The sequence below is a fragment of the Qipengyuania aestuarii genome (assembly GCF_019711535.1).
GTDB lineage: Bacteria > Pseudomonadota > Alphaproteobacteria > Sphingomonadales > Sphingomonadaceae > Qipengyuania > Qipengyuania aestuarii.
Genome location: NZ_JAIGNP010000001.1, coordinates 152,473 through 177,894 on the forward strand (window position 1 = coordinate 152,473; position 25,422 = coordinate 177,894).

At 61.7% G+C, this 25,422-nt stretch carries 28 protein-coding genes; 6 read left to right on the plus strand and 22 right to left on the minus strand.

The window, feature by feature from the left end:
• Nucleotide 1: 1 nt before the first annotated feature.
• The 5 genes from K3175_RS00765 to trpB all read right to left on the minus strand — a co-directional run bounded on the left by K3175_RS00765 (nucleotide 2) and on the right by trpB (nucleotide 4,744).
• Entirely contained in the window at nucleotides 2-1,291 is a 1,290-nt protein-coding gene (locus K3175_RS00765) for a bifunctional folylpolyglutamate synthase/dihydrofolate synthase (RefSeq protein WP_221541472.1), read from the minus strand.
• Between the two features lie 8 nt (nucleotides 1,292-1,299).
• Nucleotides 1,300-2,148, minus strand: a complete 849-nt coding sequence (accD, locus tag K3175_RS00770; protein WP_221541473.1) for an acetyl-CoA carboxylase, carboxyltransferase subunit beta — start codon at nucleotides 2,146-2,148, stop codon at nucleotides 1,300-1,302.
• A gap of 2 nt (nucleotides 2,149-2,150) precedes the next feature.
• Complete coding sequence (gene trpA, locus K3175_RS00775) at nucleotides 2,151-2,960, minus strand: tryptophan synthase subunit alpha (protein WP_221541474.1); 810 nt, start codon at nucleotides 2,958-2,960, stop codon at nucleotides 2,151-2,153.
• Nucleotides 2,961-3,137: 177 nt separating this feature from the next.
• A complete protein-coding gene (locus tag K3175_RS00780) occupies nucleotides 3,138-3,533 on the minus strand; it encodes a hypothetical protein (RefSeq protein ID WP_221541475.1) in 396 nt (131 codons plus the stop codon).
• On the minus strand, nucleotides 3,530-4,744 hold the full coding sequence (gene trpB, locus K3175_RS00785) for a tryptophan synthase subunit beta (RefSeq protein WP_221541476.1): 1,215 nt from the start codon (nucleotides 4,742-4,744) through the stop codon (nucleotides 3,530-3,532). The genes K3175_RS00780 and trpB overlap by 4 nt, the downstream gene beginning before the upstream one ends.
• 91 nt (nucleotides 4,745-4,835) lie before the next feature.
• Here trpB and K3175_RS00790 point away from each other — a divergent pair, with 91 nt between their 5' ends.
• The gene (locus K3175_RS00790; RefSeq protein WP_221541477.1) at nucleotides 4,836-5,147 is read left to right on the plus strand and encodes a chorismate mutase; all 312 of its coding nucleotides are present in this window, start codon (nucleotides 4,836-4,838) and stop codon (nucleotides 5,145-5,147) included.
• Here the strand turns inward: K3175_RS00790 and K3175_RS00795 are convergent.
• The 11 genes from K3175_RS00795 to K3175_RS00845 all read right to left on the minus strand — a co-directional run bounded on the left by K3175_RS00795 (nucleotide 5,137) and on the right by K3175_RS00845 (nucleotide 15,108).
• The gene (locus tag K3175_RS00795) at nucleotides 5,137-5,859 is read right to left on the minus strand and encodes an RNA methyltransferase (RefSeq protein ID WP_221541478.1); all 723 of its coding nucleotides are present in this window, start codon (nucleotides 5,857-5,859) and stop codon (nucleotides 5,137-5,139) included. The genes K3175_RS00790 and K3175_RS00795 overlap by 11 nt on opposite strands.
• Entirely contained in the window at nucleotides 5,852-6,328 is a 477-nt protein-coding gene (nrdR, locus tag K3175_RS00800; protein ID WP_221541479.1) for a transcriptional regulator NrdR, read from the minus strand. The genes K3175_RS00795 and nrdR overlap by 8 nt, the downstream gene beginning before the upstream one ends.
• 29 nt (nucleotides 6,329-6,357) lie before the next feature.
• Nucleotides 6,358-6,606, minus strand: a complete 249-nt coding sequence (locus K3175_RS00805) for a hypothetical protein (RefSeq protein ID WP_221541480.1) — start codon at nucleotides 6,604-6,606, stop codon at nucleotides 6,358-6,360.
• 10 nt (nucleotides 6,607-6,616) lie between these two features.
• Nucleotides 6,617-7,900: a serine hydroxymethyltransferase gene (gene glyA / locus K3175_RS00810; protein ID WP_221541481.1), complete on the minus strand. Its 1,284-nt coding sequence runs from the start codon at nucleotides 7,898-7,900 to the stop codon at nucleotides 6,617-6,619.
• 7 nt (nucleotides 7,901-7,907) lie between these two features.
• Nucleotides 7,908-8,345, minus strand: a complete 438-nt coding sequence (gene rpiB / locus K3175_RS00815; RefSeq protein ID WP_221541482.1) for a ribose 5-phosphate isomerase B — start codon at nucleotides 8,343-8,345, stop codon at nucleotides 7,908-7,910.
• A 92-nt stretch (nucleotides 8,346-8,437) separates the two neighbouring features.
• On the minus strand, nucleotides 8,438-9,157 hold the full coding sequence (locus tag K3175_RS00820; protein WP_221541483.1) for a bacteriorhodopsin: 720 nt from the start codon (nucleotides 9,155-9,157) through the stop codon (nucleotides 8,438-8,440).
• A 117-nt stretch (nucleotides 9,158-9,274) separates the two neighbouring features.
• Complete coding sequence (locus K3175_RS00825; RefSeq protein ID WP_221541484.1) at nucleotides 9,275-9,955, minus strand: carbonic anhydrase; 681 nt, start codon at nucleotides 9,953-9,955, stop codon at nucleotides 9,275-9,277.
• A gap of 74 nt (nucleotides 9,956-10,029) precedes the next feature.
• Nucleotides 10,030-12,036 carry an RNA polymerase sigma factor RpoD gene (gene rpoD / locus K3175_RS00830; protein ID WP_221541485.1) on the minus strand — a complete coding sequence of 669 codons (2,007 nt, stop codon included), beginning with the start codon at nucleotides 12,034-12,036 and terminating at the stop codon, nucleotides 10,030-10,032.
• Between the two features lie 19 nt (nucleotides 12,037-12,055).
• Nucleotides 12,056-13,939, minus strand: coding sequence for a DNA primase (dnaG, locus tag K3175_RS00835; RefSeq protein WP_221541486.1), 1,884 nt, complete (start codon nucleotides 13,937-13,939; stop codon nucleotides 12,056-12,058).
• A gap of 33 nt (nucleotides 13,940-13,972) precedes the next feature.
• On the minus strand, nucleotides 13,973-14,659 hold the full coding sequence (locus tag K3175_RS00840; protein WP_221541487.1) for a hypothetical protein: 687 nt from the start codon (nucleotides 14,657-14,659) through the stop codon (nucleotides 13,973-13,975).
• Complete coding sequence (locus K3175_RS00845) at nucleotides 14,656-15,108, minus strand: GatB/YqeY domain-containing protein (RefSeq protein ID WP_221542302.1); 453 nt, start codon at nucleotides 15,106-15,108, stop codon at nucleotides 14,656-14,658. Before K3175_RS00845 ends, K3175_RS00840 begins: the two co-directional genes overlap by 4 nt.
• Before the next feature lie 164 nt (nucleotides 15,109-15,272).
• Here K3175_RS00845 and carA point away from each other — a divergent pair, with 164 nt between their 5' ends.
• The 4 genes from carA to greA all read left to right on the plus strand — a co-directional run bounded on the left by carA (nucleotide 15,273) and on the right by greA (nucleotide 21,031).
• On the plus strand, nucleotides 15,273-16,451 hold the full coding sequence (gene carA / locus K3175_RS00850; protein WP_221541488.1) for a glutamine-hydrolyzing carbamoyl-phosphate synthase small subunit: 1,179 nt from the start codon (nucleotides 15,273-15,275) through the stop codon (nucleotides 16,449-16,451).
• Between the two features lie 2 nt (nucleotides 16,452-16,453).
• Nucleotides 16,454-17,128, plus strand: a complete 675-nt coding sequence (locus K3175_RS00855; RefSeq protein WP_221541489.1) for a hypothetical protein — start codon at nucleotides 16,454-16,456, stop codon at nucleotides 17,126-17,128.
• On the plus strand, nucleotides 17,129-20,452 hold the full coding sequence (gene carB / locus K3175_RS00860) for a carbamoyl-phosphate synthase large subunit (protein ID WP_221541490.1): 3,324 nt from the start codon (nucleotides 17,129-17,131) through the stop codon (nucleotides 20,450-20,452).
• A gap of 111 nt (nucleotides 20,453-20,563) precedes the next feature.
• Nucleotides 20,564-21,031: a transcription elongation factor GreA gene (greA, locus tag K3175_RS00865; protein WP_247710608.1), complete on the plus strand. Its 468-nt coding sequence runs from the start codon at nucleotides 20,564-20,566 to the stop codon at nucleotides 21,029-21,031.
• Between the two features lie 47 nt (nucleotides 21,032-21,078).
• Here greA and K3175_RS00870 read toward each other — a convergent pair whose 3' ends face one another.
• The 6 genes from K3175_RS00870 to K3175_RS00895 all read right to left on the minus strand — a co-directional run bounded on the left by K3175_RS00870 (nucleotide 21,079) and on the right by K3175_RS00895 (nucleotide 23,950).
• Nucleotides 21,079-21,600: a GNAT family N-acetyltransferase gene (locus tag K3175_RS00870; protein WP_221541491.1), complete on the minus strand. Its 522-nt coding sequence runs from the start codon at nucleotides 21,598-21,600 to the stop codon at nucleotides 21,079-21,081.
• Nucleotides 21,601-21,612: 12 nt separating this feature from the next.
• Complete coding sequence (locus K3175_RS00875) at nucleotides 21,613-21,843, minus strand: DUF4170 domain-containing protein (RefSeq protein ID WP_221541492.1); 231 nt, start codon at nucleotides 21,841-21,843, stop codon at nucleotides 21,613-21,615.
• A gap of 113 nt (nucleotides 21,844-21,956) precedes the next feature.
• On the minus strand, nucleotides 21,957-22,466 hold the full coding sequence (locus tag K3175_RS00880; protein ID WP_221541493.1) for a hypothetical protein: 510 nt from the start codon (nucleotides 22,464-22,466) through the stop codon (nucleotides 21,957-21,959).
• Between the two features lie 53 nt (nucleotides 22,467-22,519).
• Nucleotides 22,520-22,855: a hypothetical protein gene (locus K3175_RS00885; protein ID WP_221541494.1), complete on the minus strand. Its 336-nt coding sequence runs from the start codon at nucleotides 22,853-22,855 to the stop codon at nucleotides 22,520-22,522.
• The gene (locus K3175_RS00890; protein WP_221541495.1) at nucleotides 22,848-23,285 is read right to left on the minus strand and encodes a phage holin family protein; all 438 of its coding nucleotides are present in this window, start codon (nucleotides 23,283-23,285) and stop codon (nucleotides 22,848-22,850) included. The genes K3175_RS00885 and K3175_RS00890 overlap by 8 nt, the downstream gene beginning before the upstream one ends.
• Before the next feature lie 23 nt (nucleotides 23,286-23,308).
• Complete coding sequence (locus K3175_RS00895) at nucleotides 23,309-23,950, minus strand: hypothetical protein (RefSeq protein ID WP_221541496.1); 642 nt, start codon at nucleotides 23,948-23,950, stop codon at nucleotides 23,309-23,311.
• 177 nt (nucleotides 23,951-24,127) lie between these two features.
• Between K3175_RS00895 and eno the strand changes: the two genes are divergently transcribed.
• Complete coding sequence (gene eno, locus K3175_RS00900) at nucleotides 24,128-25,417, plus strand: phosphopyruvate hydratase (RefSeq protein ID WP_221541497.1); 1,290 nt, start codon at nucleotides 24,128-24,130, stop codon at nucleotides 25,415-25,417.
• Nucleotides 25,418-25,422 lie beyond the last annotated feature (5 nt).

A 25,422-nucleotide genomic window follows, 5' to 3' on the forward strand; every position in this document is an offset into this window, starting at 1 on the left:
ATCAGTCGGGCAATTCCGCGTTCAGGCGCAGGACCTCTCCGGCGAGATAGAGCGATCCGGCAATCAGCACCGGCAGCCCGTCCTGCGGAAGGGCGGCCAGTGCGGCGGGAACGTCCTCCGCCGCCCGGCTTCCGTCAGCGAAAGCACCGACCGGGTGCCAATCGTGGCCGGGCACAGGGACCACAGTCACGCTGGAAATGGCGCCGCGTAACGGCGCCGTGATCGCAGCGGGATCCTTTGCATCGAGCATGCCGATGACCAGATGGAGTCGCTGGCCTGCGAAATGGCGGCCCAGTATCTCCCCGGCAGAGGGGTTGTGCCCGCCGTCGAGCCAGATCTCGCGATCGCCGGTAAGCGGCCCGGGCGCCAAGCGCTGAAGTCTGGCCGGCCAGACAGCACTGCGTATGCCTGAGGCGATGGCGCGGGCCGAGACCGGCACGTAATCCTGATGTCTCAGCATGGCGGCCGCCAGCGCGGCATTCTCGGGCTGATGAGGTCCGGGTAGGGTGGGAAGAGAAAGCGCCAGTTCCCCGTGACGGTCGGCGTAATGCAGTTCGAGATCGGTCGCCGCGGCAGACCATTCCCGGGCGCGCATGGCCAGCGGCGCGCCGTGTCGTGCGGCGGCGGCTTCGATCTCGCTAGAGGCGATTTCGGGATAGGAGAGAGTGACGAGCGAAGCCCCCGATTTCGCGATACCCGCCTTCTCGAAAGCGATCCGGGCGAGGGGCGCTTCCGGCACGCCCTCTTCGGGTGCCAGCAGGAAGCGCTCGTGGTCGATGCCGAGCGCGGCTATCCCGCACGCAGCAGGTTTTTCCAGCACATTGGTCGCATCGAACCGCCCACCCAGGCCCACTTCCACCACGCAGGCATCGGCCGGGACGCGCGCGAATTCGGTGAAGGCTGCGGCGATCGTGACTTCGAAGAAGCTGGGGTTCAGATCCTCGCCGGCGTCCAGTACTTCGCCGAGCAATTGGGCGAGGCGTTCGTCACCGATCAGCTCGCCCGCCACCCGAAAGCGTTCGTTGTAGCGGACGAGATGCGGGCTCGTGGTCACGTGAACCCGGTAGCCTTCCGCCTCCAGCATGGCGCGCAGAAAGGCACAGGTCGAACCCTTGCCGTTGGTCCCCGCCACATGGAAGACCGGGGGCAGCCGCTCGTGCGGATTACCCAGCCGGTCCAGCAGGGCCCGGATCGTGACAAGTCCGAGCCGCCCATCGGGTACGCTCAGCTGGGCCAGCCGGTCGAGCTGCGCCTGCACGGCCGAGTTTTCGGAGCGGGCGAAGTCCCGCATCGAAAGGCTCAGGCCGCCTCGGCCGGGGCGAGGTAATCGATCAGCGTCGATAGCGTATCGCGCAGATCGTGGCGGTGGACGACCATGTCGACCATGCCGTGCTTGTGCAGATACTCAGCGCGCTGGAAGCCTTCGGGCAGCTGTTCGCGAATGGTGTCCTGGATCACGCGCTGCCCGGCAAAACCGATCAGGGCGCCCGGTTCCGCGATATGGACATCGCCGAGCATGGCGTAACTCGCCGTCACGCCGCCCGTGGTCGGATCGGTCAGCACGACGATATAGGGCAGGCCCGCTTCCTTCAGGCGCCGGGTCATCACGGTCGCCTTGGGCATCTGCATCAGGCTGAGAATGCCTTCCTGCATGCGCGCACCGCCCGCAGCCGTCACGACGATATAGGGCGCGCGCAGCGTCAGCGCGCGTTCGGCGCCCTGGCAGAAGGCGGTACCCACGGCCATGCCCATGCTGCCGCCCATGAAGGTGAAGTCCTGCACGCCGACGACTGCCGGCTTGCCCTCGATGGCGCCTTCACCAACGAGGAAAGCGTCCTTGTGCGGGCTTTTGGCGCGAGCCTGTTTCAGGCGGTCGGTGTATTTCTTGGAATCGCGGAACTTGAGCGGGTCTTCCTTTACTTCCGGAATGGGAAGCGTCTGGAAGCCTTCGTCCAGCACCATCGCGAGCCGCTTGTCCGCACCGATCCGGCCATGGTGGCCGCAGCGCGGGCAGACATCCATGTTCTCTTCATACTCCTGACCGAACACCATTTGCTGGCAGTTCGGACATTTGACCCACAGATCCTTGTCGGTGCTGCGCTTGGGTAACCAGGAGATAGAGTTGCGTACGCGTGTGAACCAGTTCATGCCTAACCTTCTTTCGAGGGGGCCTTTGCCGCCGAATGCACCGCCTTGGCAAGGCTTGCTGTCAATTCGCGCAGCTTTTCCGGAGCGTCGGCGCCGTGTTCCCCCACCAGTTCGACGAGTGCGGAGCCGACGACGACACCGTCCGCCACCCTGGCAATGGCGCCTGCCTGATCCGGCGTGCGCACGCCGAAGCCGACGGCAATAGGTAGATCGGTGGCCGCTTTCAGCCTGCCGACCGCTTCTTCGATCGAGGTCTGCGCTGCCTGCTGCTTGCCCGTGATCCCGGCGACCGAGACGTAATAGAGGAAGCCGCCCGATCCTTCGAGCACCTGCGGCAGGCGCTTTTCATCGGTGGTGGGAGTGGCAAGGCGGATGGGGGCGATGCCCTTGTCGCGTAGCTGCGGGCCAAGCGCATCGTCCTCTTCGGGCGGGATGTCGACGCAGATCACGCCGTCCACGCCCGCCTCGCTTGCCGCCTGGGCGAACCAGTCCGGTCCGCGGCGGATCATCGGATTGGCATAACCCATCAGCACCAGCGGCACGTCAGGATGGCGCCCGCGGAACTTGCGCGCGATCTTCAGCACGTCCGCCGTGGTGGTGCCCACGCCGAGCGAACGCAGGTTGGCGTTCTGGATCGCCGGGCCATCGGCCATGGGATCGGTAAAGGGCATGCCCAGTTCGATCACATCCGCGCCGCCTTCGACGAGCGCATCGAGATTGGCCGCCGTGTCGCCATCGCCAGCGGTGACGAAGCAGACGAGGGCGGGATGCGGCTTGGCGAAAGCTGCGGCGATTCGGGTCGGGCTGTTCATACTACGCTGCCTGAAGCTGAAGGTTGGAGCACATGGAGCACGGTCCAGGAGGTTAAAACTGACGGTCGAAGCGGGGGTGCGATCTGGCTGAAAATGCAAGTCTCACGAGCTTCGGTGGCGGAGCCTGCAGCAAAGGACGGCTGTAGGACAGCCTCGAAATAACTGCGGCAGCATTCATCACGCTGTCGGCATGTCGCCGAGGTAAATCCAGCGCGCCGCCACACCTGCCATGAACAGAACGCCGATCACGATCGCCGCGATCATAAACACAGGTGCGAAAAAGATGCCGAGAACGATCGTCAGTGCAAACGCGCCGAGCGCCAAGATGACCGTTCTACCCATGCGGCTCTGCCATCCGCTGGATCGGATGCCCATGAAATCGAAGGCCAAAGGCGACACGAAGAACGCGAGAAAGCCGGTCATGCCGAACACGATCATCGCGAGCAGGCCGATCGTGCCGCGGGTAGACACGTCGTCGGCACCGATCTGCGCAATGCCGCTCGCTTCTCCCAGAAGCAGAACGATGGATGCTGCGACATTGAAGGCAAACAGGAGGCGCATGGCCAGATTCACATCTCCACTCCCAGCCTTTCGGCCACGGTGAAGATGTCCTTGTCGCCGCGGCCGCAGAGGTTGGCGAGGATCACGCTGTCCTTTGGCATCTCCTTGGCGCGCTTGGCGACCGCCGCGATGGCGTGGCTGGGTTCCAATGCGGGGATGATGCCTTCGGTGCGGCACAGCAGCTGGAAGGCTTCCAGCGCTTCCTCGTCGGTGATGGCGGTGTATTCGACGCGGCCCGTGTCCTTGAGCCACGCGTGTTCGGGGCCGATGCCGGGATAGTCGAGGCCGGCGCTGATCGAATGGCCTTCGGTGATCTGGCCGTCCTCGTCCTGCAGCAGATAGGTCTTGTTGCCGTGGAGCACGCCGGGGAAACCACCGAGCAGGCTGGCGGCGTGCTCGTCACCATCGAGGCCGTGGCCTGCCGCCTCGACGCCAAGCATCTTCACGTCCGGATCGTCGAGGAAGGGGTGGAACAGACCAAGCGCGTTCGAGCCGCCGCCGATGGCTGCCACCAGCAGATCGGGCAGGCGGCCGATGCGGTCCTGCATCTGCACGCGTGCTTCCTTGCCGATCACGCTCTGGAAATCGCGGACCAGCTCGGGATAGGGGTGCGGCCCGGCGGCAGTGCCGATAATGTAGAAGGTGTCGTGGACATTCGCGACCCAGTCGCGCAGCCCTTCGTTCATCGCATCCTTCAGCGTGCCGCGCCCGCTGGTGACGGGCACGACTTCCGCGCCCAGCAGCTTCATGCGGAAGACATTGGGCGACTGCCGCCGCACGTCTTCTGCGCCCATGTAGATGACGCAGGGCAGGCCGAAGCGCGCGCAGACCGTTGCTGTGGCCACCCCGTGCTGGCCCGCGCCGGTTTCCGCGATGATGCGCGTCTTGCCCATGCGGATCGCAAGCAGGATCTGCCCGATGCAATTGTTGATCTTGTGCGCGCCCGTGTGATTGAGCTCGTCGCGCTTGAACCAGACCTGCGCGCCGCCGAGCGCGTCGGTCAGCCGTTCCGCAAAATAGAGCGGGGAGGGGCGGCCCACATAATGTTCCAGCAGGTCGTCGAATTCGGCCTGGAATGCGGGATCGGCCTGCGCGGCGCGATATTCGCGCTCGAGATCTAGGACCAGCGGCATCAGCGTTTCGGCGACGTAGCGGCCGCCAAAATCGCCGAAATGTCCGCGCTCGTCAGGTTGGTTGCGATAGGTGTTCGGATTGCTCGCCATGCGGCCCTATTGCCGAGGTGTTGCGGACAAGTCGAGAGAGGGTTTGGTTTGTCCTCGACAAGCCGCAATCTACCCGCCATTCCGCGCGGCCATGAGTGACAGTTTCAAGCTTCCCGAAGATTGCCGGACCATGCCCGAAGTGCGCGCCGGAGTGGACAGCACCGATCGCGAATTGATGGAACTGCTGGACCGGCGGTTCGGTTACATGCGGGCAGCCGCGCGCATCAAGCAGGATCGCAATGTCGTGCGTGACGAAGCGCGCAAGGCAGAAGTAATCGAGAATGCGAAGGCTGACGCTGCGGATCGGAGCCTTCCGGCAGAAAAGATCGAGCAAATCTGGGAGCTTCTGGTCGAAACCTCGATCGCTTATGAACTGGCCGAATGGGACCGGATCAGGGCCTAGGCCCGCGTTGCAGCGACGATAGCACACCGCGCAGGGTCCGCACCTCCAGGTGATTCCAGCCGGGCTTGGTCAGCACGCCGCGCAAGGTGCGCCGCGTGGCGTCGGCGCGCGGTTCGGGCATGAAATAGCCCTTGGGTTCCAGCATCCCTTCGAGATGCGCGATGAGGCCTTCGAGCTCTTCCTGAGGGGCAGGCGGCAGGATGTCTTCCTGCGTCGGCTGAACCAGCTGTTCGTGCTTCGACCATTCATAGGCGCATAGGATCACCGCCTGCGCCAGGTTGAGCGAGCCGAATTCGGGATTGATCGGAACGGTGAGGATCGCGCGCGCGAGGGCGACGTCCTCCGTTTCCAGCCCCGAACGCTCGGGCCCGAACAGGATCGCGCTGCGGCCTTCGGCCTGCGCCATCTCCTGGCACGCCTGTTCCGGCGTGAAGACCGGCTTGGTCACCCCGCGCTTGCGCACGGTGGTGGCATAGACATGCGCGCAATCGGCAACCGCTTCGGCCGTGCTTTCATAGACCTTGGCCTGCTCCAGCACGATATCGGCGCCCGCTGCCGAGGGACCGGCATCGGGATTGGGCCAGCCGTCGCGCGGCGTCACCATCCGCAGCTCGACCAGGCCGAAATTGAGCATCGCCCGGGCAGCCTTGCCGATATTCTCGCCCAGCTGCGGCCGGACAAGCACGATCACGGGTTTGCGATTCTCAGCCACTTTTCTGCTCGCCCTTCGCAGCTTCCTGCACCGTGCTGGCGAATTCCTCGAAATCGCGGGCTTCGCTGAAATCGCGATAGACCGAGGCGAAGCGGATGTAGGCGACGCTGTCGAGCTGGCGCAGGCCGTCCATGACCAGTTCGCCGATGCGCTTGGACGGGATTTCGGCCTCGCCTGCGGTTTCGACCTGGCGCTGGATTCCGCTGACGAGCTGGTCGATCTGTTCCTGCGCCACGTCGCGCTTGCGGCAGGCGAGGGCGATTGACTGTTCCAGCTTGCTGCGATCGAAAGGCTGGCGCCGCTCGCCGCTCTTGACCACGGTCACCTCGCGCAGTTGTACCCGTTCGAAGGTCGTGAAGCGCGCGCCGCATTTGGAGCACTGGCGGCGCCGGCGGATCGAGGTGGAATCCTCGGTCGGGCGCGAATCCTTTACCTGACTGTCGTCATGGGCACAAAACGGGCAACGCATTTAGGTAGTGTCTCGTCAGGCAATCGCGCTCAGGGGCGCAGGCGTTTGTAAAGCATGAAGCCCGCACCGGCCACGAGCCCGAGCGGCCAGGTGACGACCGGCAGAACACCGCCGGCAATCGCGCCGATGGCGGCACCGGTCAGGACCGGCTTGGTCGACGGGTGATCGAGCCCTTCCTTCGCCATGCCCTTGATTTCAGCGGTGGCATCCGGGACCAGATCGTGGTCGGTGAAGCCATTGCCCTTCTTGGGATCGCGATCGTCGTGCTTGTTCGTCATAGGAAGCTCCTTACCGTCCGGGATAGACGGGGAAAGCTTCGCACAATTCGGTGACACGGTCACGCACGCTCTGTTCGACCTGGCCATCGCCATCGGGGCCGTTGCTGGCCATGCCGCCAACCACTTCGCAGATGAGCTTGCCGATGGTCTCGAACTCGGCCTCGCCGAAGCCGCGCGTGGTGCCGGCGGGCGTGCCGAGACGGATGCCGCTGGTCACGAAGGGGCTTCGCGTGTCGTAGGGGATGCCGTTCTTGTTGCAGGTCAGCCAGGCGCGGTCGAGCCCGGCCTCGGCGGCCTTGCCCGTCACGTCCTTGGCGGTGAGGTCGACCAGCATGGAGTGATTGTCCGTTCCGCCCGACACCACTCGCAGGCCGTTTGCCTCGATCCCGCGGGCCAGAGCACGCGCATTGGCGACGACATTGGCGGCATAGGTCTTGAACTCGGGACGCAGCGCCTCGCGGAAGGCGACCGCCTTGGCCGCCACGATATGCATCAGCGGGCCGCCCTGCATGCCGGGGAAGACCGCCATGTTGATCGGCTTGGTGTATTTCTCGTCATTCCACAGGATGATGCCCGAGCGCGGACCGCGCAGGCTCTTGTGCGTGGTGGTGGTGACGATATCGGCATGCGGGAAGGGCGAGGGATGCGCGCCGCCCGCGACGAGGCCGGAGATGTGGCTCATGTCGACCATCAGATAGGCGCCGACCTCGTCAGCGACTTTGCGGAAGGCTTCCCAGTCCCACACGCGGCTGTAGGCGGTGCCGCCGGCGATGATGAGCTTGGGCTTGTGTTCCTTCGCGATGGCCATGACATCATCCATGTCGATGAGCTCATCGTCCTTGCGCACGCCATAGCTGACGGGGTTGAACCACTTGCCGCTCATGTTGACCGGCGAGCCGTGAGTGAGGTGGCCGCCCGAATTGAGGTCCAGCCCCATGAAGGTATCGCCCGGCTGCAGCAGCGCGAGGAAGACCGCCTGGTTCATCTGGCTGCCCGAATTGGGCTGGACGTTGGCGAAGTTGCAGCCGAACAGTTCCTTGGCCCGGTCGATCGCCAGCGTTTCCACCACGTCGGCATAATCGCAGCCGCCGTAATAACGCTTGCCGGGATAGCCTTCGGCATATTTGTTGGTGAAGACGCTGCCTGCGGCTTCGAGCACGGCAGTCGAGGCGATGTTCTCGCTCGCGATCAGTTCGATCTTGTCCTGCTGGCGCTTCAGTTCGTTGCGGACTGCGGCATAGACCTCGGGGTCGGCCTGTTCGAGCGTGTCGTTCCAGAAACGGTTGTCGGTCATGTCGGTCCTAGCAACTGGGGTTGGAAAGCTTGTCGACGCGGCGCTGATGCCGGCCGCCGGCGAATTCGGTGTCGAGGAAGGCGGTGACGCAAGCCTTGGCCATGTCCACGCCGGTCAGGCGCGCGCCCATGGCGAGGCAGTTCGCGTCATTATGTTCGCGCGCAAGGGCAGCGGAGAGCGGTTCGGAAACCAGCGCGCAGCGCACCGCCGGATTGCGATTGATGCTCATGGAAATGCCGATGCCGCTACCGCACAGGGCGATGCCGCGTTCGGCCACACCGTCGGCCACCACGCTGGCGAGCTTATACCCATAGTCGGGATAATCGACGCTGTCGGCGGTTTCGGGACCGAGGTCAGCCACCTCGTGACCCATCTCGATCAGCCAGTCCCGCAAGGCGGATTTCAGCTCGAGGGCGGCATGGTCGGAAGCAAGGGCGATACGCATGCGCGCGCCATAGTAAAGCGAGCCGATTCGCGCGACCCCGCCGCGAGACTTTTCCTGAAGCGCTCGCGGCGGGGTCGGCGGACAATCGGGTTTCAGACCTCGGTCGCAGGCATCGGCTTGCGATCAGCGTCCTCGATCGACAGCTTCTTGAACCGCGATGTTGCGACGAAGCCATAAATCACCTTGGCCGTGACATCCATGACGAGGATGAACCAGGCATCGGCCAGCGTCGTGAACAGGCCGAGGCCCTGGGGCCCCAGCGCCCATTCGATCGGATAGATGGCCCAGACCACCAGAAGGAAGGTCAGGTTGGCCTTGTAGACCGAGGTCATCTTGCCGCCCAGCGTCCGGGCCGCCGCCATCACGGGGCCGAGCAGGAGGTAGATGATGCCGAGGAAGGCAGCGCTCGACCATGCGAACCAGACCCACTTAGCTGTTTCGTTCTCGGTTATCGCCGCCAGCAGGCCGGTGACGATCATGAGCGCGTCGAGCACGACTGCGGGGAGAATGAAGGTCGAGTGGCGGGGGTGTTCATGCAGTCCGGCTAGGATCAATCCGGTGAGCAGGATGGGAGTGGTCACCACCCAGTCCGCGTAGCGGGCAAGAAACAAGGTCTGACCACCTGCCATCTCGAAGCGGCCGATGCCGAGTGCCATGGCCAGATAGGCCGTCGCGGCAATGAAGGGCACGACGGAATGAAACTGCGTATGGTGAAGAAATTCGGTGCGCTTGTCGCCGTGAGCATAAATCGCCAGCGAACCCAGCGACATGATGACGAAACCGATTAGCAAGGGGAGGGTGAGAGGTTCCATAACCCGCTGTCCTTTTGTTGCCCGTCAATGGCACAAAGGATCAGCATGCTTCGTGTTCCGTGAGTAAAGCGCATCTTTCGTTGCGCCTGATGGCATGCCCCATTTCGGGACGGCGCACTATTCCGCCGGAGCGACAACCAGTCTTTTATTGAGCGGCTGCATGGACCGGGCGCTCTGACCGAGCATCTGTTCCAAAGCGGCGATCTGTGCCGGGCTCGCTTCGAGCACCGTGTCGGCCACGTGCCAGTTCACGCCTTCAGTGCAGGGAGGAGTGGTGAGAGAGCCCATGTACCGGTAGACCCGCATATCTTCCGGGACCAGATCCTGCACATCGAGCGTGACCTGCTTGGCGCCATCCTGCGCCGCCTCGATGATCTTAGCGATCGCGGCGTTCTCTGCACCTGGGCGGAACATGGTGCCAAGCACGGCGAGTTCGCCGGTGGCGGTTGCGTGCACGAGATGAGCCGTAAGCGGATAGCGCTGTCCATTCATCCGGTGCTCGGACGGCGTGTGCAGATGGAACTGCAGCAGACTGAACAGCCGCTGGCCGGAAATCATGCCCATTCCGGGATCGACGACGACCTGTACCTTGCCCGGCGCGAGCTTGAGCTCGCCAGCGGTCTCTCCATAAGATGCCGCCAGCGCAATATCGCCTTGCGCATTGGCACTGTCCAGATCGATGGGCGACTGCATCATACCTGCATCGCAGGTCGCATAGTTCTGATTGGTGATAGACCATTTTTCAGGCAGTTCGCCATCGCCATAGACCCAGTCGACGGCGCCTTCGGGAGCAGCCATGGCGCTCCCGACGATCGAAGCTGAAAGTACGGCTGCTCCTAATGCGTGCCTGAAAATGATCCCCTCCCGTTTGTTTACTGATCCAGGAACGAGCGCATCTTGCGGCTGCGGCTCGGGTGCTTGAGCTTGCGCAGCGCCTTTGCCTCGATCTGGCGGATACGTTCGCGAGTCACCGAGAACTGCTGGCCGACCTCTTCCAGCGTGTGATCAGTGTTCATGCCGATGCCGAAACGCATGCGCAGCACGCGCTCTTCACGCGGTGTCAGGCTGGCAAGGACGCGCGTGACCGTTTCCTTGAGGTTCGCCTGGATCGCGGCGTCGACCGGAATGATCGCGTTCTTGTCCTCGATGAAATCGCCCAGATGGCTGTCTTCCTCGTCGCCGATCGGCGTTTCGAGGGAGATCGGCTCCTTGGCGATCTTCATCACCTTGCGCACCTTTTCGAGCGGCATGGAGAGTTTCTCCGCCATCTCTTCGGGTGTCGGTTCGCGGCCCTGGTCGTGCAGGAACTGACGCGAACAGCGGACCAGCTTGTTGATCGTTTCGATCATGTGGACCGGGATGCGGATCGTGCGCGCCTGGTCGGCGATCGAGCGGGTGATTGCCTGCCGGATCCACCAGGTGGCGTAAGTGCTGAACTTGTAGCCGCGGCGGTATTCGAACTTGTCGACAGCCTTCATCAGGCCGATGTTTCCTTCCTGGATCAGGTCGAGGAACTGCAGGCCGCGGTTGGTGTATTTCTTCGCAATCGAGATAACGAGACGAAGATTCGCCTCGACCATTTCCTTCTTGGCGATACGCGCTTCGCGCTCACCCTTCTGGACCATGTTCACGATGCGGCGGAATTCTTCCAGCGCCATGCCGGTGGCGCTGGCGATGTCGCTGATTTCCGTACGGATGCGATCGATGGCATCGCCTTCCTTCTCGGCGAAGGCGGCCCATTTCTTGTCCTTCTTGACCCGGTCATCCATCCAGTGATCGTCGAGCTCGTTGCCGATATAGGCATCGAGGAAATCGATCCGCTTGACCTTGTGACGTTCGGCAAGGCGCAGCATCTGGCCACCGAGCGCGGTCAGGCGGCGGTTGAAGGCATAGAGATTGTCGACCAGGAATTCGATCTTGGTCGCGTGGAACTGGACGCTTTCGACCTCGGCGGTCAGCTGGTCCGAAAGGTCCTCGTATTTCTTTTCCTTGGCCGGCGGGAATGCTTCGCCGCGGCCGAGGGTGTCCACGCGTTCCTTCTGGAGCTTTTCGAACTTGCCGAACAGATCCTTGATGCGGGCGAAGCGCTCGATAGCGTCGGGCTTGAGCGCGGCTTCCATCTGGGCGAGCGACATGGTGTTGTCCTCGTCCTCGTCATCGTCCGACTTGGAAGAGCCTTCCTCACCATCCTCGCCCTCGGAATCGGAATCGCTGTCCTCATCCTCGTCGTCGCGGATGGTCGGACCGGCGGTTTCTTCCGAAATCTCGCCGTCGTCATCATCGTCTTCGGCCCCTTCGGCGAGCTTGTCCGCCGGGGGTTCCTTGGAAAGCATGGCGTCGAGATCGAGGATCTCGCGCAGCTGCATTTCTTCGTTGTTGAGCGCTTCGGACCACTGGATGATCGCATGGAAGGTGATCGGGCTCTGGCACAGGCCCATGATCATCATGTCGCGGCCGGCTTCGATACGCTTGGCGATGGCGATCTCGCCTTCACGGCTGAGCAGTTCCACCGCGCCCATTTCGCGCAGGTACATGCGCACGGGATCGTCCGTGCGGCCTTCGGTGGCGGCTTTCTTCGCCGGCGCCTTCTTGGCGTCCTTTTCCTTGGCGGAAGGCGCGGGCGCGATTTCCTCGACCTCGTCTTCCTGCTCTGCATCTTCGTCATGCTCGACGATCTGCACGCCCATTTCGGACAGGGCCGACTGGATGTCCTCGATCTGATCGGAACTCATCTCACCTTGCGGCAGCGCGTCGTTGAGCTCGTCATAGGTGACGTAACCCTTCTTCTTCGCTTTGGAGATCAGCTTCTTGATCGACGATTCGTTGAGGTCGATCAGGGGAGCGTCGTCTTTTTCGCCCGACTTCGATTTGGTTGCCATAAAGTGCAATCAGTCCATTCTATGCACCGCCAGCAGGAGAGGATCCCTGTGCGGTCTCTGAATCTTTCGTAGCCGCTGATGCGGCCCTTCGACTTGCCATCTGTCCGAGTCGCGCCTCGAATTCCAGTTTCCGCTTCAGCAAACGTTGCTGGTCCGCGAAAGCTCCTTCGGGATCGATCTCGAAACGCGCGGTCGCTTCAGCAAGCGCGGCTTCGAGTGCCGGCCTTTCGACCAGCAGTGACACGGCTTCAGCCAGATCCTCGCGCGCATCAACCGGGTCGGTGCCTTTATCGAGAAAGGCGAAGCGGGTGTTTGCCGGTGGGGCGGGTAGGCCTTCTGGCAGCGATATGGGCGATTGCGCGCGCGAATCAAGCATTTCCGCAGCGGCGAGCAAGGAATCTATCGCCGGGCCTGCATTCGGGTCACGCGTGGCGAAGCGGGCGAGGGCGCTCTCATGCCTGGGAATTTCGCCCGGATGGAGCAGCAGCCCGTGAATGACCGCGCTGGTCAGCGTATCGCGCGAGCCCCCGGAAATGGCGCGTTTCAGGCGGTTCGCAGTCTCCTGCGAGAGGCGCGGGGCCTGCTGTTTGAAACTGCCCTTCTGCCATTCGCCCCGCGGTGTGAACGGGCGCTGCTGGCGCGGCGGAAAGGCAAAGTCGGAAAAGCGGTCCTGCAGCTCGCGCTTGTAGAGCGCGCGGATGTCGGGATGCTGGATCGCCTCGACATGGGCCATCAGCCGTTCCTTTAGGCCCGCCTTGTCCTCGGGCGATTCGAGCGGCACGGCATCGCGTTCGAACTGCCAGAGCGTATCGAGCAGGCCGCTGGCGGAAGATAGCGCTTCCTCCATCGCAGCAACGCCTTTCTCGCGGATCAGATCGTCAGGATCCATTCCGGCGGGCATGCGAACGATGGCCAGCGAATGTCCGGGTCGCAGCAGCGGCAGCACCCGGCCGATGGCGCGCATTGCGGCCCGCTGCCCGGCATTGTCGCCGTCGAAACACAGGATCGGACGCTCGACCTGGCGCCAGAGCAGTTCGATCTGGTTCTCGGTCAGCGCGGTTCCCAGAGGGGCGACGACTTCGGCAATCCCGGCATTCGCCAGGGCGATGGCATCCATATAGCCTTCGACCACCACGATGCGCCCGTTCTGGCGTGCAGCGGGAGCGGCGCGGTGCATGTTGTAGAGGGTCCGCCCCTTGTCGAAGAGCGGCGTTTCCGGGCTGTTGAGATATTTGGGCCCGTTGGCATCTGCATCTAGGATGCGTCCACCAAAGGCGATGACACGGCCCCGCGCGTCCTGGATCGGGAGCATGAGGCGCCCCCGGAAGCGATCGTAGGGATCCTTGCCCTCGACCTCGATCCGCATCCCTGCTTCGATCAGCATCGCATCTTCGAAGGGTAGCGCGGCTGCGAGCGCCTGACGCTCCACCGGCGCGAAACCGAAGCCGAATTCGCGCACGACTTTTTCGGAAAAACCGCGGCGTTTGAGATAGCTGCGCGCTTCCGCACCTTCTGGCGAGGAAAGCCGATCTACGAACCATTGCTGGGCCGCCGCCGTGACATCGTGCAGGCTGGCGCGTTTTTCCGCACGCTCTGCGGAACGCGGATCGGGGGCGGGGACTTCCATCCCCGCTTCTGCCGCCAGTTCCTTGACCGCATCCATGAACGGCAGGCCGCGCTGATCGGTCAGCCAGCGGATGGCATCGCCATGCGCCTCACAGCCGAAGCAATGGTAAAAGCCCTTCTCGTCATTGACGTAGAAGCTTGGCGTCTTCTCGTTATGGAAGGGGCAGCACGCCTTGAATTCCCGCCCCGCCTTGGTCAGGCGGACCGTGCGCCCGATCACGGCCGACAAGGTCGTCCGCATCCGCAATTCGTCCAGCCATTGGGGGGTGAGCGCCATGCCCACCTACCTAATGGCTGGAAACGAATTCCGCTAGTTGGCGGCGGCCCCGGCTGCCGGTTTTTCTTCGGCCGGAAACGGCCCCTTGGCCTTGGCCTGATTGCCGTCGATTTCCAGCAGATAGGCGTCGGCCGGACCTGCCGGTGGAAGCGTGGATTGCCACCAGAAGGTGATGGTCGAACCCGGTTTCCAGCCTTCCCCTTGCGTGACCCGCCAGATCAGGCGTCCGCCGTCGCTGGTGATGGAAATCGCATCCTCGTTTCCAAGCGCTTCCAGCGCCTGCGCGTTGGAATAGCCCACCGCGCGATTGAAGCCGTGCGCTTCCTGGGTCATCCGGAAAAGGGTGGGGGGACTTTCCAGCACCTCCGGCCCTTCTTCGGGTTGCTCCTCGACCTGCGGTGCATCGGCTAGAGTGACCTGGTGGACATAGGTGTAGATCGTATCCGCGGGCAAATCCCCGGGCACGCATTGGGTAACGCCTTCGGGGCAGGCCACGAAACTCACCATCTTGCCGATTTCGCGGTTGCCGGCGCTCAGCACGGTTTCCACCTCGTCGCCTTGCGGCCCGACGATCCTTGCACCCAGCGTCGACAGGTCAAGGTCGGCAGGGGCGAGCGCGCGCGGCTGCGCAACCGTGGGGGTGGGCGTGGGCGCAGGCTCGGGCTCCCGGTCGCCGCATGCGGTCAGCGCGAGCGGAGCGAGAAACAGCAGCTTTCTCACGACAGTGCCTCCTTCACCAGGCCGCTGGCCTTGGTCATGTCGAGCGTGGCGCCGTGGCGGGCTTTCAATTCGCCCATCACCTTGCCCATGTCCTTTATGCCGTCGGCGCCGGTATCCGCCTTGATCTGTGCGATCGCGGCGCGCGTTTCGTCCTCGCTCATCTGCTTCGGCAGGAATTCCTCGATTACGACCAGCTCGGCCTGTTCCTTGTCGGCCAGTTCCTGGCGCCCGCCTTCTTCGTACATGGCAATCGATTCGCGGCGCTGCTTGGCCATCTTCATGAGCACGTCGGTGACGAGCTCATCGTCTTCCGGCTTCTTGTCCGCGGTCCGCAGTTCGATATCGCGATCCTTGATCTTCGCGCCGATCAGACGCAGCGTCGCGGTGCGTTCCTTGTCCTTGGCCTTCATGGCGGTGACTGTTTCGGCCTGGATTTTTTCGCGCAGCATTGTGCCTCTATTCATGAATCTGTGGATGGTTGACGCTTCATTTAGAACAAGTGGCCGTAATGCCAAGGGTTCGTCCAATTAGGCGGTTGACGGGACTCGCTCCGGTCCTTAGCGGCTGGGACTTAGCACACATCGCTGGAAACCCCTGACACCGGAGCGCCCCCATGGCCCTGTCCGCATTTTCGCACGCGCAACCCAAAGACGCGACGGGAGTCATCGTCCTCGCCGACGGAACCTGTATCTGGGGCAAGGGCTTCGGCGCCTCCGGCACGGCTGTCGGCGAAGTCTGCTTCAACACGGCCATGACCGGCTATCAGGAAGTGATGACCGATCCTTCCTATGACAGCCAGATCGTCACTTTCACCTTCCCGCACATCGGCAATGTCGGCGCGAACGAGGAAGACGTCGAGAGCCGCGGCCTGGGCGCAGTCGGCCTGATCGTTCGGCAGGATGTGACCCGTCATTCGAATTTCCGGGCGCGCGACGAATTCGTCGAATGGTGCGTGAAGCATGGCAAGATCGGCCTGTCGGGCGTCGACACCCGGGCGCTGACCCGCCGTATCCGCGTGCAGGGCGCGCCCAATGCGGTGATCGCGCACAACCCGCGCGGCCAGTTCGACATGAAGGCGCTGAAGAAGCAGGCCGCCGAATGGAGCGGGCTGGAAGGCCTCGATCTCGTCCCCCGCGTGACGCGGGAAGCGCATGAGAACTGGAAGGGCGGGTTCTGGCAGCTCGGCACCGGCTATGCCGAGGCCGACAATCAGAAGCCGCATGTCGTCGCGATCGATTACGGGGCGAAGGACAATATCTTCCGCAATCTGGTACAGGCGGGCGCGAAAGTGACCGTGGTTCCAGCGCGGACCAGCCTTGAGGATATCCTGGCCCTCGAGCCTGCGGGTGTTTTCCTGTCCAACGGCCCCGGCGATCCGGCAGCGACGGGCGAATATGCCGTGCCGGTGATCAAAGGCCTGCTCGACCGCGATATCCCGCTGTTTGGCATCTGCCTTGGCCACCAGATGCTCGGCCTTGCGGCAGGGGCGAAGACGGCCAAGATGTTCCAGGGCCACCGCGGCGCCAATCATCCCGTCCAGCGCGTCGGGGAAGGTTGGGGCGACAGCACCGGCCTGGTCGAAATCACCAGCATGAACCACGGCTTTGCGGTCGATGGCGAAACCTTGCCCGACGGTGTCGAGCAGACCCATGTCTCGCTGTTTGACGGCACCAATTGCGGGATCTCGATCAAGGGCAAGAAAGCGTTCGGCGTGCAGTATCATCCCGAGGCGAGCCCCGGCCCGCAGGACAGCTTCTACCTGTTTGAGAAGTTTGTGGGGATGCTGGGGTGAGAGTGGAAGAAGCCTACGAACTTCGCATTGTCGCCATTATGCTTGAAGCGAGCAAGCTACAGACTTGGAGTGAGATCAATAGCAAGTTTTCCAGTAAGTTTGGCAGCAAAGAGGATTACCAGTTGTTTCGTACTGCACTCTCCAAGCTGCGCGACGACGGGACTCTGATCGAGTTTAGTCCAGAGTATGAAGCTATCGAGACAGCTATTTCGGTGTCTCATCCGACCCATGGAGAATTAGAACCTTACGATCTCGAATTTACAGGCATGGATGAATTTCTGAGTTTGGGTCCGGCGTCTGTGAGTTTGATCAACGAGAAATCGTCAATCCTAGCTGAGTTCGCGGCGGAATTGGGGTTGGCTAATGCGCTCGATCGCCTGCGAAAACTTCCGATAGATTCTCGAAAATGGACTGGCTTGCCGAGCGCTTTCGTCTTTAATGATGCTGTCAAATCGCGCTGTATCAGCCTACTTGAGGAAGCGAAATCAGAGCTTTCGAATGAGAGGCAAAATAGCAAGGTCGATCATGCGCACGATCTTCTCACCGCGGCGCTTGTCCTCGCTCAGAGCAATGAGCCTGAACCAGAGTTGGTGTGGTTAATAATTCAGCGATTGGCCACCGTCATCGGGCTTACCCAAGCAGTTATCGGTCTGCAAAACCTCTTCAAGGTAAACTGAATGCCTAAACGTACTGACATTTCCTCGATCCTCGTCATTGGCGCCGGTCCGATCATCATCGGCCAGGCCTGCGAGTTCGACTATTCCGGCACCCAGGCGATCAAGGCGCTGAAGGAAGAGGGTTACCGGGTCATTCTGGTGAACTCCAACCCCGCCACGATCATGACCGACCCGGAAATGGCCGACGCGACCTATATCGAGCCGATTACGCCCGAAATCGTCGCTAAGATCATCGAGAAGGAGCGTCCCGATGCGGTGCTGCCCACGATGGGCGGGCAGACGGCGCTCAACTGTGCGCTTGCGCTCTTCAACGAGGGAACGCTGGAGAAATTCGGCGTCCAGATGATCGGAGCGGATGCCGATGCGATCGACAAGGCAGAGAACCGCCAACGTTTCCGTGAGGCGATGGACAAGATCGGCCTGGAAAGCGCACGCAGCGGCGTCGCCAATACTGTCGACGAAGCCTATGCCGTGCTCGAGCGGACGGGCCTTCCTTCCATCATCCGCCCCAGCTTCACGCTCGGCGGGACGGGCGGCGGCATTGCCTATAACAAGGCCGAGTTCGAACGCATCGTGCGCGAAGGCTTGGATGCATCCCCTACCACCGAAGTCCTGATCGAGGAATCGCTCCTCGGCTGGAAGGAATATGAGATGGAGGTGGTGCGTGACCGCAAGGACAATTGCATCATCATCTGTTCAATCGAGAACGTCGATCCGATGGGCGTGCATACGGGCGATTCCATCACCGTCGCGCCGGCGCTGACGCTGACTGATAAAGAATACCAGATCATGCGTACCGCCAGCATCGAGGTGCTGCGGGAAATTGGTGTGGAAACAGGCGGTTCGAACGTACAGTTCGCAGTCAATCCAGCCGATGGGCGCCTGATCGTGATCGAGATGAACCCGCGCGTTTCGCGCTCCTCGGCGCTGGCATCGAAGGCCACCGGCTTCCCCATTGCCCGCGTCGCTGCGAAGCTGGCGGTGGGCTACACGCTCGACGAAATCCAGAACGAGATCACCGGTGCGACCCCGGCTTCGTTCGAACCGACCATCGACTATGTCGTGACCAAGATCCCGCGCTTCGCCTTCGAGAAGTTCAAGGGAGCGAAGAACGAGCTTTCGACGGCGATGAAGTCGGTCGGCGAGGTCATGGCCATCGGCCGCTGTTTCGCGGAATCGATGCAGAAGGCGCTGCGCGGTCTCGAAACCGGATTGGATGGCTTCAACCGCGTGCCTGAATTGGAAGGCGTCAGCCGCGAGAAGATCACCGCTTCGCTCAGCCAGCGCACGCCCGACCGTATCCTCAAGATCGCGCAGGCGTTCCGCGAGGAATTCACGGTGGAGGAAATCAACCAGATCACCGGCTTCGACCCCTGGTTCCTCCGTCAGATCGAAGCGATCATCTACGAAGAAAAAATGCTCGCGCACAATGGTTTGCCGCGCGATGCCGACGAAATGCGCCGCCTGAAAGCCATGGGCTTTTCGGACAAGCGCCTTGCGACGCTGGCGGTCCGCTCTGTCGGCGTGGCAGGAGGCCTCGCCGAAACGCAGGCGCGCCGGTCCGGTCTTCTGCACGACGCCCTACGCGCCATGGCCGGTGCCACGAGCGAGCAGGAAGTGCGCAAGCTGCGCCACAAGCTGGGCGTCTATCCGGTATTCAAGCGCATCGACAGCTGCGCCGCCGAATTCGAGGCCATCACGCCCTATATGTATTCGACCTACGAAGCGCCCAGCTTCGGGGAGAGCGAAGACGAGGCGGACCCTAGCGACCGCAAGAAGATCGTCATCTTGGGCGGCGGCCCGAACCGGATCGGGCAGGGCATCGAATTCGATTATTGCTGCGTCCATGCGTGTTTCGCGCTGGCTGAAGCCGGCTTCGAGACCATCATGGTCAACTGCAATCCTGAAACCGTCTCCACCGATTACGATACGTCTGACCGGCTCTATTTCGAGCCGCTGACCGAAGAAGACGTGCTGGAAATCATGCGCGTCGAAATGTCGAAAGGCGAGGTGGTTGGCGTGATTGTCCAGTTCGGTGGGCAGACGCCGCTGAAACTGGCCTCTGCGCTCGAGCGTGAAGGCATCCCGATCCTCGGTACCAGCCCCGACGCGATCGATCTTGCGGAAGACCGTGAACGGTTTGCCAAGCTGGTCAACAAGCTGAACCTCAAGCAGCCGCTCAATGGGATCGCCAAGAGCCGCGACGAGGCTGCCGCAGCTGCCGCGCGTATCGGTTATCCGGTTCTGCTGCGCCCGAGCTATGTACTGGGCGGCCGTGCGATGGAAATCGTCGACAGCGAACCGCAGCTCGACGACTATATCGCCACCGCCGTCAACGTGTCGGGGGACAGCCCCGTGCTGGTCGACCAGTATCTGCGCGATGCGGTGGAATGCGATGTCGATGTCGTCTCGGATGGCAGCGAGGTTCGCATTGCGGGCGTCATGCAGCATATCGAGGAAGCCGGCGTGCACTCGGGCGACAGTGCCTGCACTCTGCCGCCTTACAGCCTGCCTGCCGACATCATCGAGGAGATGGAGCGTCAGGCGACGGCACTGGCCGAGGCGCTGAACGTACGCGGCCTGATGAATGTGCAGTTCGCGGTGAAGGACGGGGAGGTTTACCTGATCGAGGTCAACCCGCGCGCCAGCCGCACGGTGCCCTTCGTCGCCAAGGCCATCGGCCAGCCGGTGGCCAAGGTTGCCGCGCGCGTCATGGCGGGCGAGCCGCTTTCAAGCTTCGAACCCTTTGATCTCAAGCCCGACCACATGGCGGTGAAGGAAGCCGTGTTCCCCTTTGCCCGTTTCCCGGGGGCCGACCCGGTCCTTTCGCCGGAAATGAAATCCACCGGTGAGGTCATGGGCATCGACCGCAGCTTCCCGGCGGCATTCTACAAGTCGCAGCTCGGCGCAGGTATGAAGCTGCCGACGGAAGGCACGATCTTCGTGTCGGTCAAGGACAGCGACAAGGACGTCATCTTACCGGCGGTCCGCACCATGATCGAAAAGGGCTTCCGCATCATCGCCACTGGCGGCACGCAGCGCTTCCTGTCCGAGAACGGGCTCGAGGTGGAGCGCGTCAACAAGGTTGCCGAGGGCAGGCCGCATATCGTCGATGCGATCATCGACGGCGAGGTCGCGCTGATCTTCAATTCGACCGAGGGGTGGCAGTCGCTGCTCGACAGCCAGTCGATCCGCGAGGCGGCGCTGGAAAAGAAGCTGCCCTATTACACCACGGCGGCGGCAAGCGCCGCCGCGGCGCGCGCAATTGCGGAGGTTTCGACCGAGCAGCTTGAAGTGCGTTCCCTGCAAGACTATTATAGCTGACAAGAATTAGACGCGTACCCTTCCTTACATTCGGTCCCGACAGGCTCCGCAACCCGCGGTCCGGGGTCCAATTGTCCGGGGAGGGGCGCCAAGCAGGAAGGAATTGGGCGCATGGAAAAGGTGCCGATGCTGCAAGAGGGTTATGAAAAGCTGACTGCAGACCTCAAGGTGCTGCGGGCGGAGCGCCCCAGGATCGTCGACGCGATCGAGGAAGCGCGCGCTCATGGCGATCTTTCGGAAAACGCGGAATATCACGCTGCGAAGGAGCGTCAGGGCCAGGTCGAGGCGATGATCGGCGATCTGGAAGACAAGATCAGCCGGGCGCAGATTATCGACCCCACCACCTTGTCGGGCGACAAGGTGATCTTCGGCGCGACCGTTACGCTTCTCGATGAAGACGACAAGCCGGTGAAGTATCAGATCGTCGGCCAGACCGAGGCTGATGCCGCCAAGGGACGCATCAGCTACACCTCTCCGATCGCGCGCGCGCTGATCGGCAAGCAGGTGGAAGACGAGATCGAGGTCACCGTGCCTAGTGGCGACAAGTTCTACCTCGTCGACAAGATCGAATTCGTTTGAGCTAAAGATTACGGGGTGAGGGCAGGGCCCTCATCCCGCTTCGCTTATCAGGCGTTCGACAGGCGCCCGTTTTTCGGGGCGCTCTCATTCGCGAGTTCGATCTCGCGCACCATCGCCCAATTGGTGATTTCAACCCCTTCGATTTCGAAGGTGCGTTTCTTCATCGCCGTATAGCCTGCGCTTTCGAATGCAGGTTTGGCTACCTCGCTCGCCTCGGTGAAGAGGTGCGTAATCCCATGATATTTCGCATAAAGCGCCGCCGTCTCCAGCAGGCTGGAGGCGATGCCTTCTTCCGTATGATCGGGGTGGCAGTAGAGGTGGTCAAGATGCCCGTTCGACTCGAGCATGGCATAAGCGACCGGCTCGTCCTCTTCATCGGTGGCGATGAAAATCTGCGTGCCCGCGTCGGCTTCCGCCTGGTAGACCTCGGGGCCGGCCAGGTTGGACAACCAGGCGTCGACCTGCTCTTCGGTATAGGCCTCGGGGCCGATGGCGCCGATCGCAGCGCGTCCAAGAAGGGCCAGTGCCTCGGCATCGCCTTCCTCGAATGAGCGGATCGAATAAGCCATCGGGTTTGTTCCTTACGCTTCCGGGTCGAGCAGCTTGTGGAGATGTACGATGACGTATTTCATTTCCGCATCGTCCACGGTGCGCTGGGCATTGCCGCGCCATGCGCTTTCGGCATTCTCGTAAGTCGAGAAAACGCCTGCCACGTGAATGCTCTCGGGATCGGAAAAGGTGACGCTGCGCGGATCGGTCACACGTCCACCCATCACCAGATACAGGGTTTGCTTGCTCTCTTTTTCTTCCATGGTCGGTATACTTTCGCTCTTTCGAGTTTCGGACGAAATCGGTCACGCCCATAAAGAAAGCGGCGCAACAGGCAAGCCTGTCACGCCGCTATACTGGTTTGGTTTAGATTTGGTTAGTTGCTCAGACGCGCGCGCAGATCGCGATAGCTGCGCTTGGACTTGCGGCTTGCGCGGCGACCACTGGAGCGAATGGTATCGCCCATGGAGTCAAGCCGGTATCCGGCATCGCGCTTCAGACGCCTCGCCTGAGTTTCGGCTGCATCGCCGAAGTCTTCGAACTTGTCGCCCGCGCCCTCGATCATCGAAAGCCCGTAAGCAATCGCAGCATCGGTGGCATATGAGGCAAGCGAACCTCCGCGCCGGCCAAGTTCACGGCCGCGGCGTGTCATCGCACCGACTGCCAGACCGACCGCAATCGCGCCTGCGACTGTCGCGACCGGGTGCCTTTTCGCAAAATCTACCGCGCTGTCGGCAACATCTTTTGCCTGATCAAGTAGACCACGCTCTTCCTGACGGCGCTCCCCGGCTTCGATCCGTGCACGAAGCTGATCGCGCTTCTGCTGATCGGTCAGCTTACTGTCGGAACTGATCGGGGTGATGTTATTTTCGGCGGTGTCTGCCATGATGTCGATTCCTCATTGAATGGATTGTTACCTTACTAACGGAGCGGACACCCTTAGTGTTCCGCCGCCCCGTCATGCAGATCCCACTCCTCGTCTTCTTCGCTTTCCCGAGCATTATCGAATCCGAAGGCGGAAAGAATCGGATGACGCGCAAACCAGACGGCCACGGCTGCAAGTAGGGCGGTAAATGCCCCCTTGTTGTCATCGGCAAGATCGATGGCATCTTCGTAAAGATCGATCGCCCCTTCCTTGGCGCGGTCCAGGATACGCTCTCCAACACCCTTGTGGGCCAGATCCGCCTTCAAGTGTTCGATGTCTGCATCGACGAGCGCGCGTGCTGAGTCGCGTAAGTGCTTGTCTGCCAGCATTTGAGTTTTGCGATCAATCATCGTCATTGTCCGAAAAAGCAGTGCGAATATCGTCGATCCGCCCCTTCAGCATCTTCAGCAAGACGATGCCGGTTATGATGAGAGCGACGGTGACAATCGCTGTAGCGAGCCACGGGCCTACCAAGGGTGTAAGCGCAATAACAATGCCCACGGTAAGGGCGATGAGGGCGAGATGAAGCACGCCGAAGGCAGCGAAGCCTAATGCCAGTGCCCCCTTGATCCGGTTGGCAGTGTAGCCAGCACGGCTCTTCTGATAGGCCAGCTCCGCTTCTGCATATGTCTTCCCGTCTTCGAAAAGAGCAAGAAGATCATCCGCCAGCGATGGCCGCGCGGAGTAATCCCCGGCGCTTTCTTCTTCGGAAATATGGTCGTCAGGAACGTCGAGCGGGCCCGCCGGGCCCGCTCGTCCTGTCTGTTCATTTTCTAGCATCTGGCCCCCGATTTTCGAGGCTATCAGCGACGAAAGATGCGCGAGAGCATGAAGCCTGCCACGGCGGCCAAGCCTACGGCCGTTCCGGGGCTCTTGCGGACGAAGGTGCGGCCATCTTCCACCAGGTCGTCAACACTCTTCTGATCAAGCTTGGCGGCATAATCGTTAAGTGCACTTGATGCGCTGCGTGCATAGTCGCCGTACTTCGCACCCAGCTTCTCATCGACCTGATGAGCGTTATCGCTGATGGAGCGGCTTAGCGACCTTAGACCTTCGCTGGTTTTGACCTTGCCTTCGGTGGCCAATTCCTTGCTCTTCACCTTGGCATCGGCGCCATAGGTCTTCGCTTCAGCTACCCAATCGTCGCCCTTGCCCTTGGCCTGACCACGATAAGCTGCTGCGCGCTCCTTGCCTTCGGCCTTAAGAGCGGCTGCACCGGCCTTCGCTTCTTCGAGCGCGGCGTTGAAGCGGCTTTTCGCTTCCGTGCGGTGTGCGTTGGTCGTGGTGGTTTCGGGTTCGATCGTCGTGGCAGTGTTGGTCACTGGAACTGTCTCCTTGGCTACACCTGTTTTCGCCACGGTCTTGCGCGGCTTCTTTGTGGTGCTGGTTTCTTTAGTGGTTTTCGTGCGCTTTTTCGGCGTTCCGCCTGAAGTTGTTTCGGCCATGTCTAAATCCGTTTTCCCTCAATTCGTATTCATCTTCCGGGTAATTCGGAAACCCGGCCTTCGGCATTGCAACGCAGCTTGCGCGGGTGTGTTCCGACGCATAGAGCGCTTGTCCAATATCCCCGCTTTGGGGTGTCTTGCGCTTATACAACAGCTGATAACGGAGAGAGTTCCGAAATGACGGCCATCATCGACATCCATGCCCGTGAAATTCTCGACAGTCGTGGCAACCCGACCGTGGAAGTAGATGTGCTACTTGAAGACGGAAGCTTTGGCCGGGCTGCCGTGCCGTCAGGCGCCTCGACCGGCAAGCACGAGGCGGTCGAATTGCGCGATGGCGACAGTGACCGTTATTTGGGCAAAGGTGTGACGAAGGCGGTCGACGCCGTGAACACCGAAATCCGCGATCTGCTCGTCGGCAATTTCGATGCGGAAGATCAGCGCGATATCGATTTGTCCATGATTGCACTGGACGATAGCTCCAACAAGGGGCGTCTGGGCGCGAACGGTATGCTAGGCGTCAGCATGGCGACCGCGAAGGCAGCGGCCAACGCACGCGGTTTGCCGCTTTACAGCTATATCGGCGGAGTGTCGGCGCATGTTCTGCCAGTGCCAATGATGAATATCATCAACGGCGGCGAGCATGCCGACAATCCGATCGACATTCAGGAATTCATGGTGATGCCGGTCGGGGCCGACAGCATTGCCGAAGCCGTCCGCTGGGGTGCGGAAATCTTCCATACCCTCAAGAAGAAGCTGGGTGAGAAAGGCCTGGCCACTTCCGTCGGCGACGAAGGTGGCTTCGCCCCAAATCTCAATGGCACCCGCGACGCGCTCGACTTCATTATGAATTCGATCGAACAGGCCGGCTTCACGCCGGGCGACGATGTTGTGCTTGCTCTCGACTGCGCGTCCACGGAATTCTTCCGCGATGGCAAATATGAAATATTGGGCGAGGGCCTTTCACTCGACGGTCACGGTATGGCGGAATATCTGGACAAGCTGTGCCGCGATTATCCCATCCGTTCGATCGAAGATGGAATGGCAGAAGACGATTTCGAGGGTTGGAAAGCCCTGACCGACCGCATTGGCAATACGATCCAGCTCGTCGGAGATGACTTGTTCGTCACCAATCCCGAACGCCTGCGCGATGGTATTGCACAAGGACTGGCAAATTCCCTTCTGGTGAAGGTCAACCAGATCGGCACACTCAGCGAAACCCTTGATGCAGTGAGCATCGCCAACCGGGCACGCTACACTGCCGTAATGTCACATCGCTCGGGCGAAACCGAAGATGCGACGATTGCGGATCTCGCGGTTGCGACGAATTGCGGACAGATCAAGACAGGCAGCCTCGCACGGTCGGACAGACTGGCGAAATACAACCAGCTTATCCGGATCGAGGAAGAACTGGGCGACAGTGCCGTCTACGCTGGGCGCGACTGCTTCGGCGCTATCGGGCTCTGATAAAA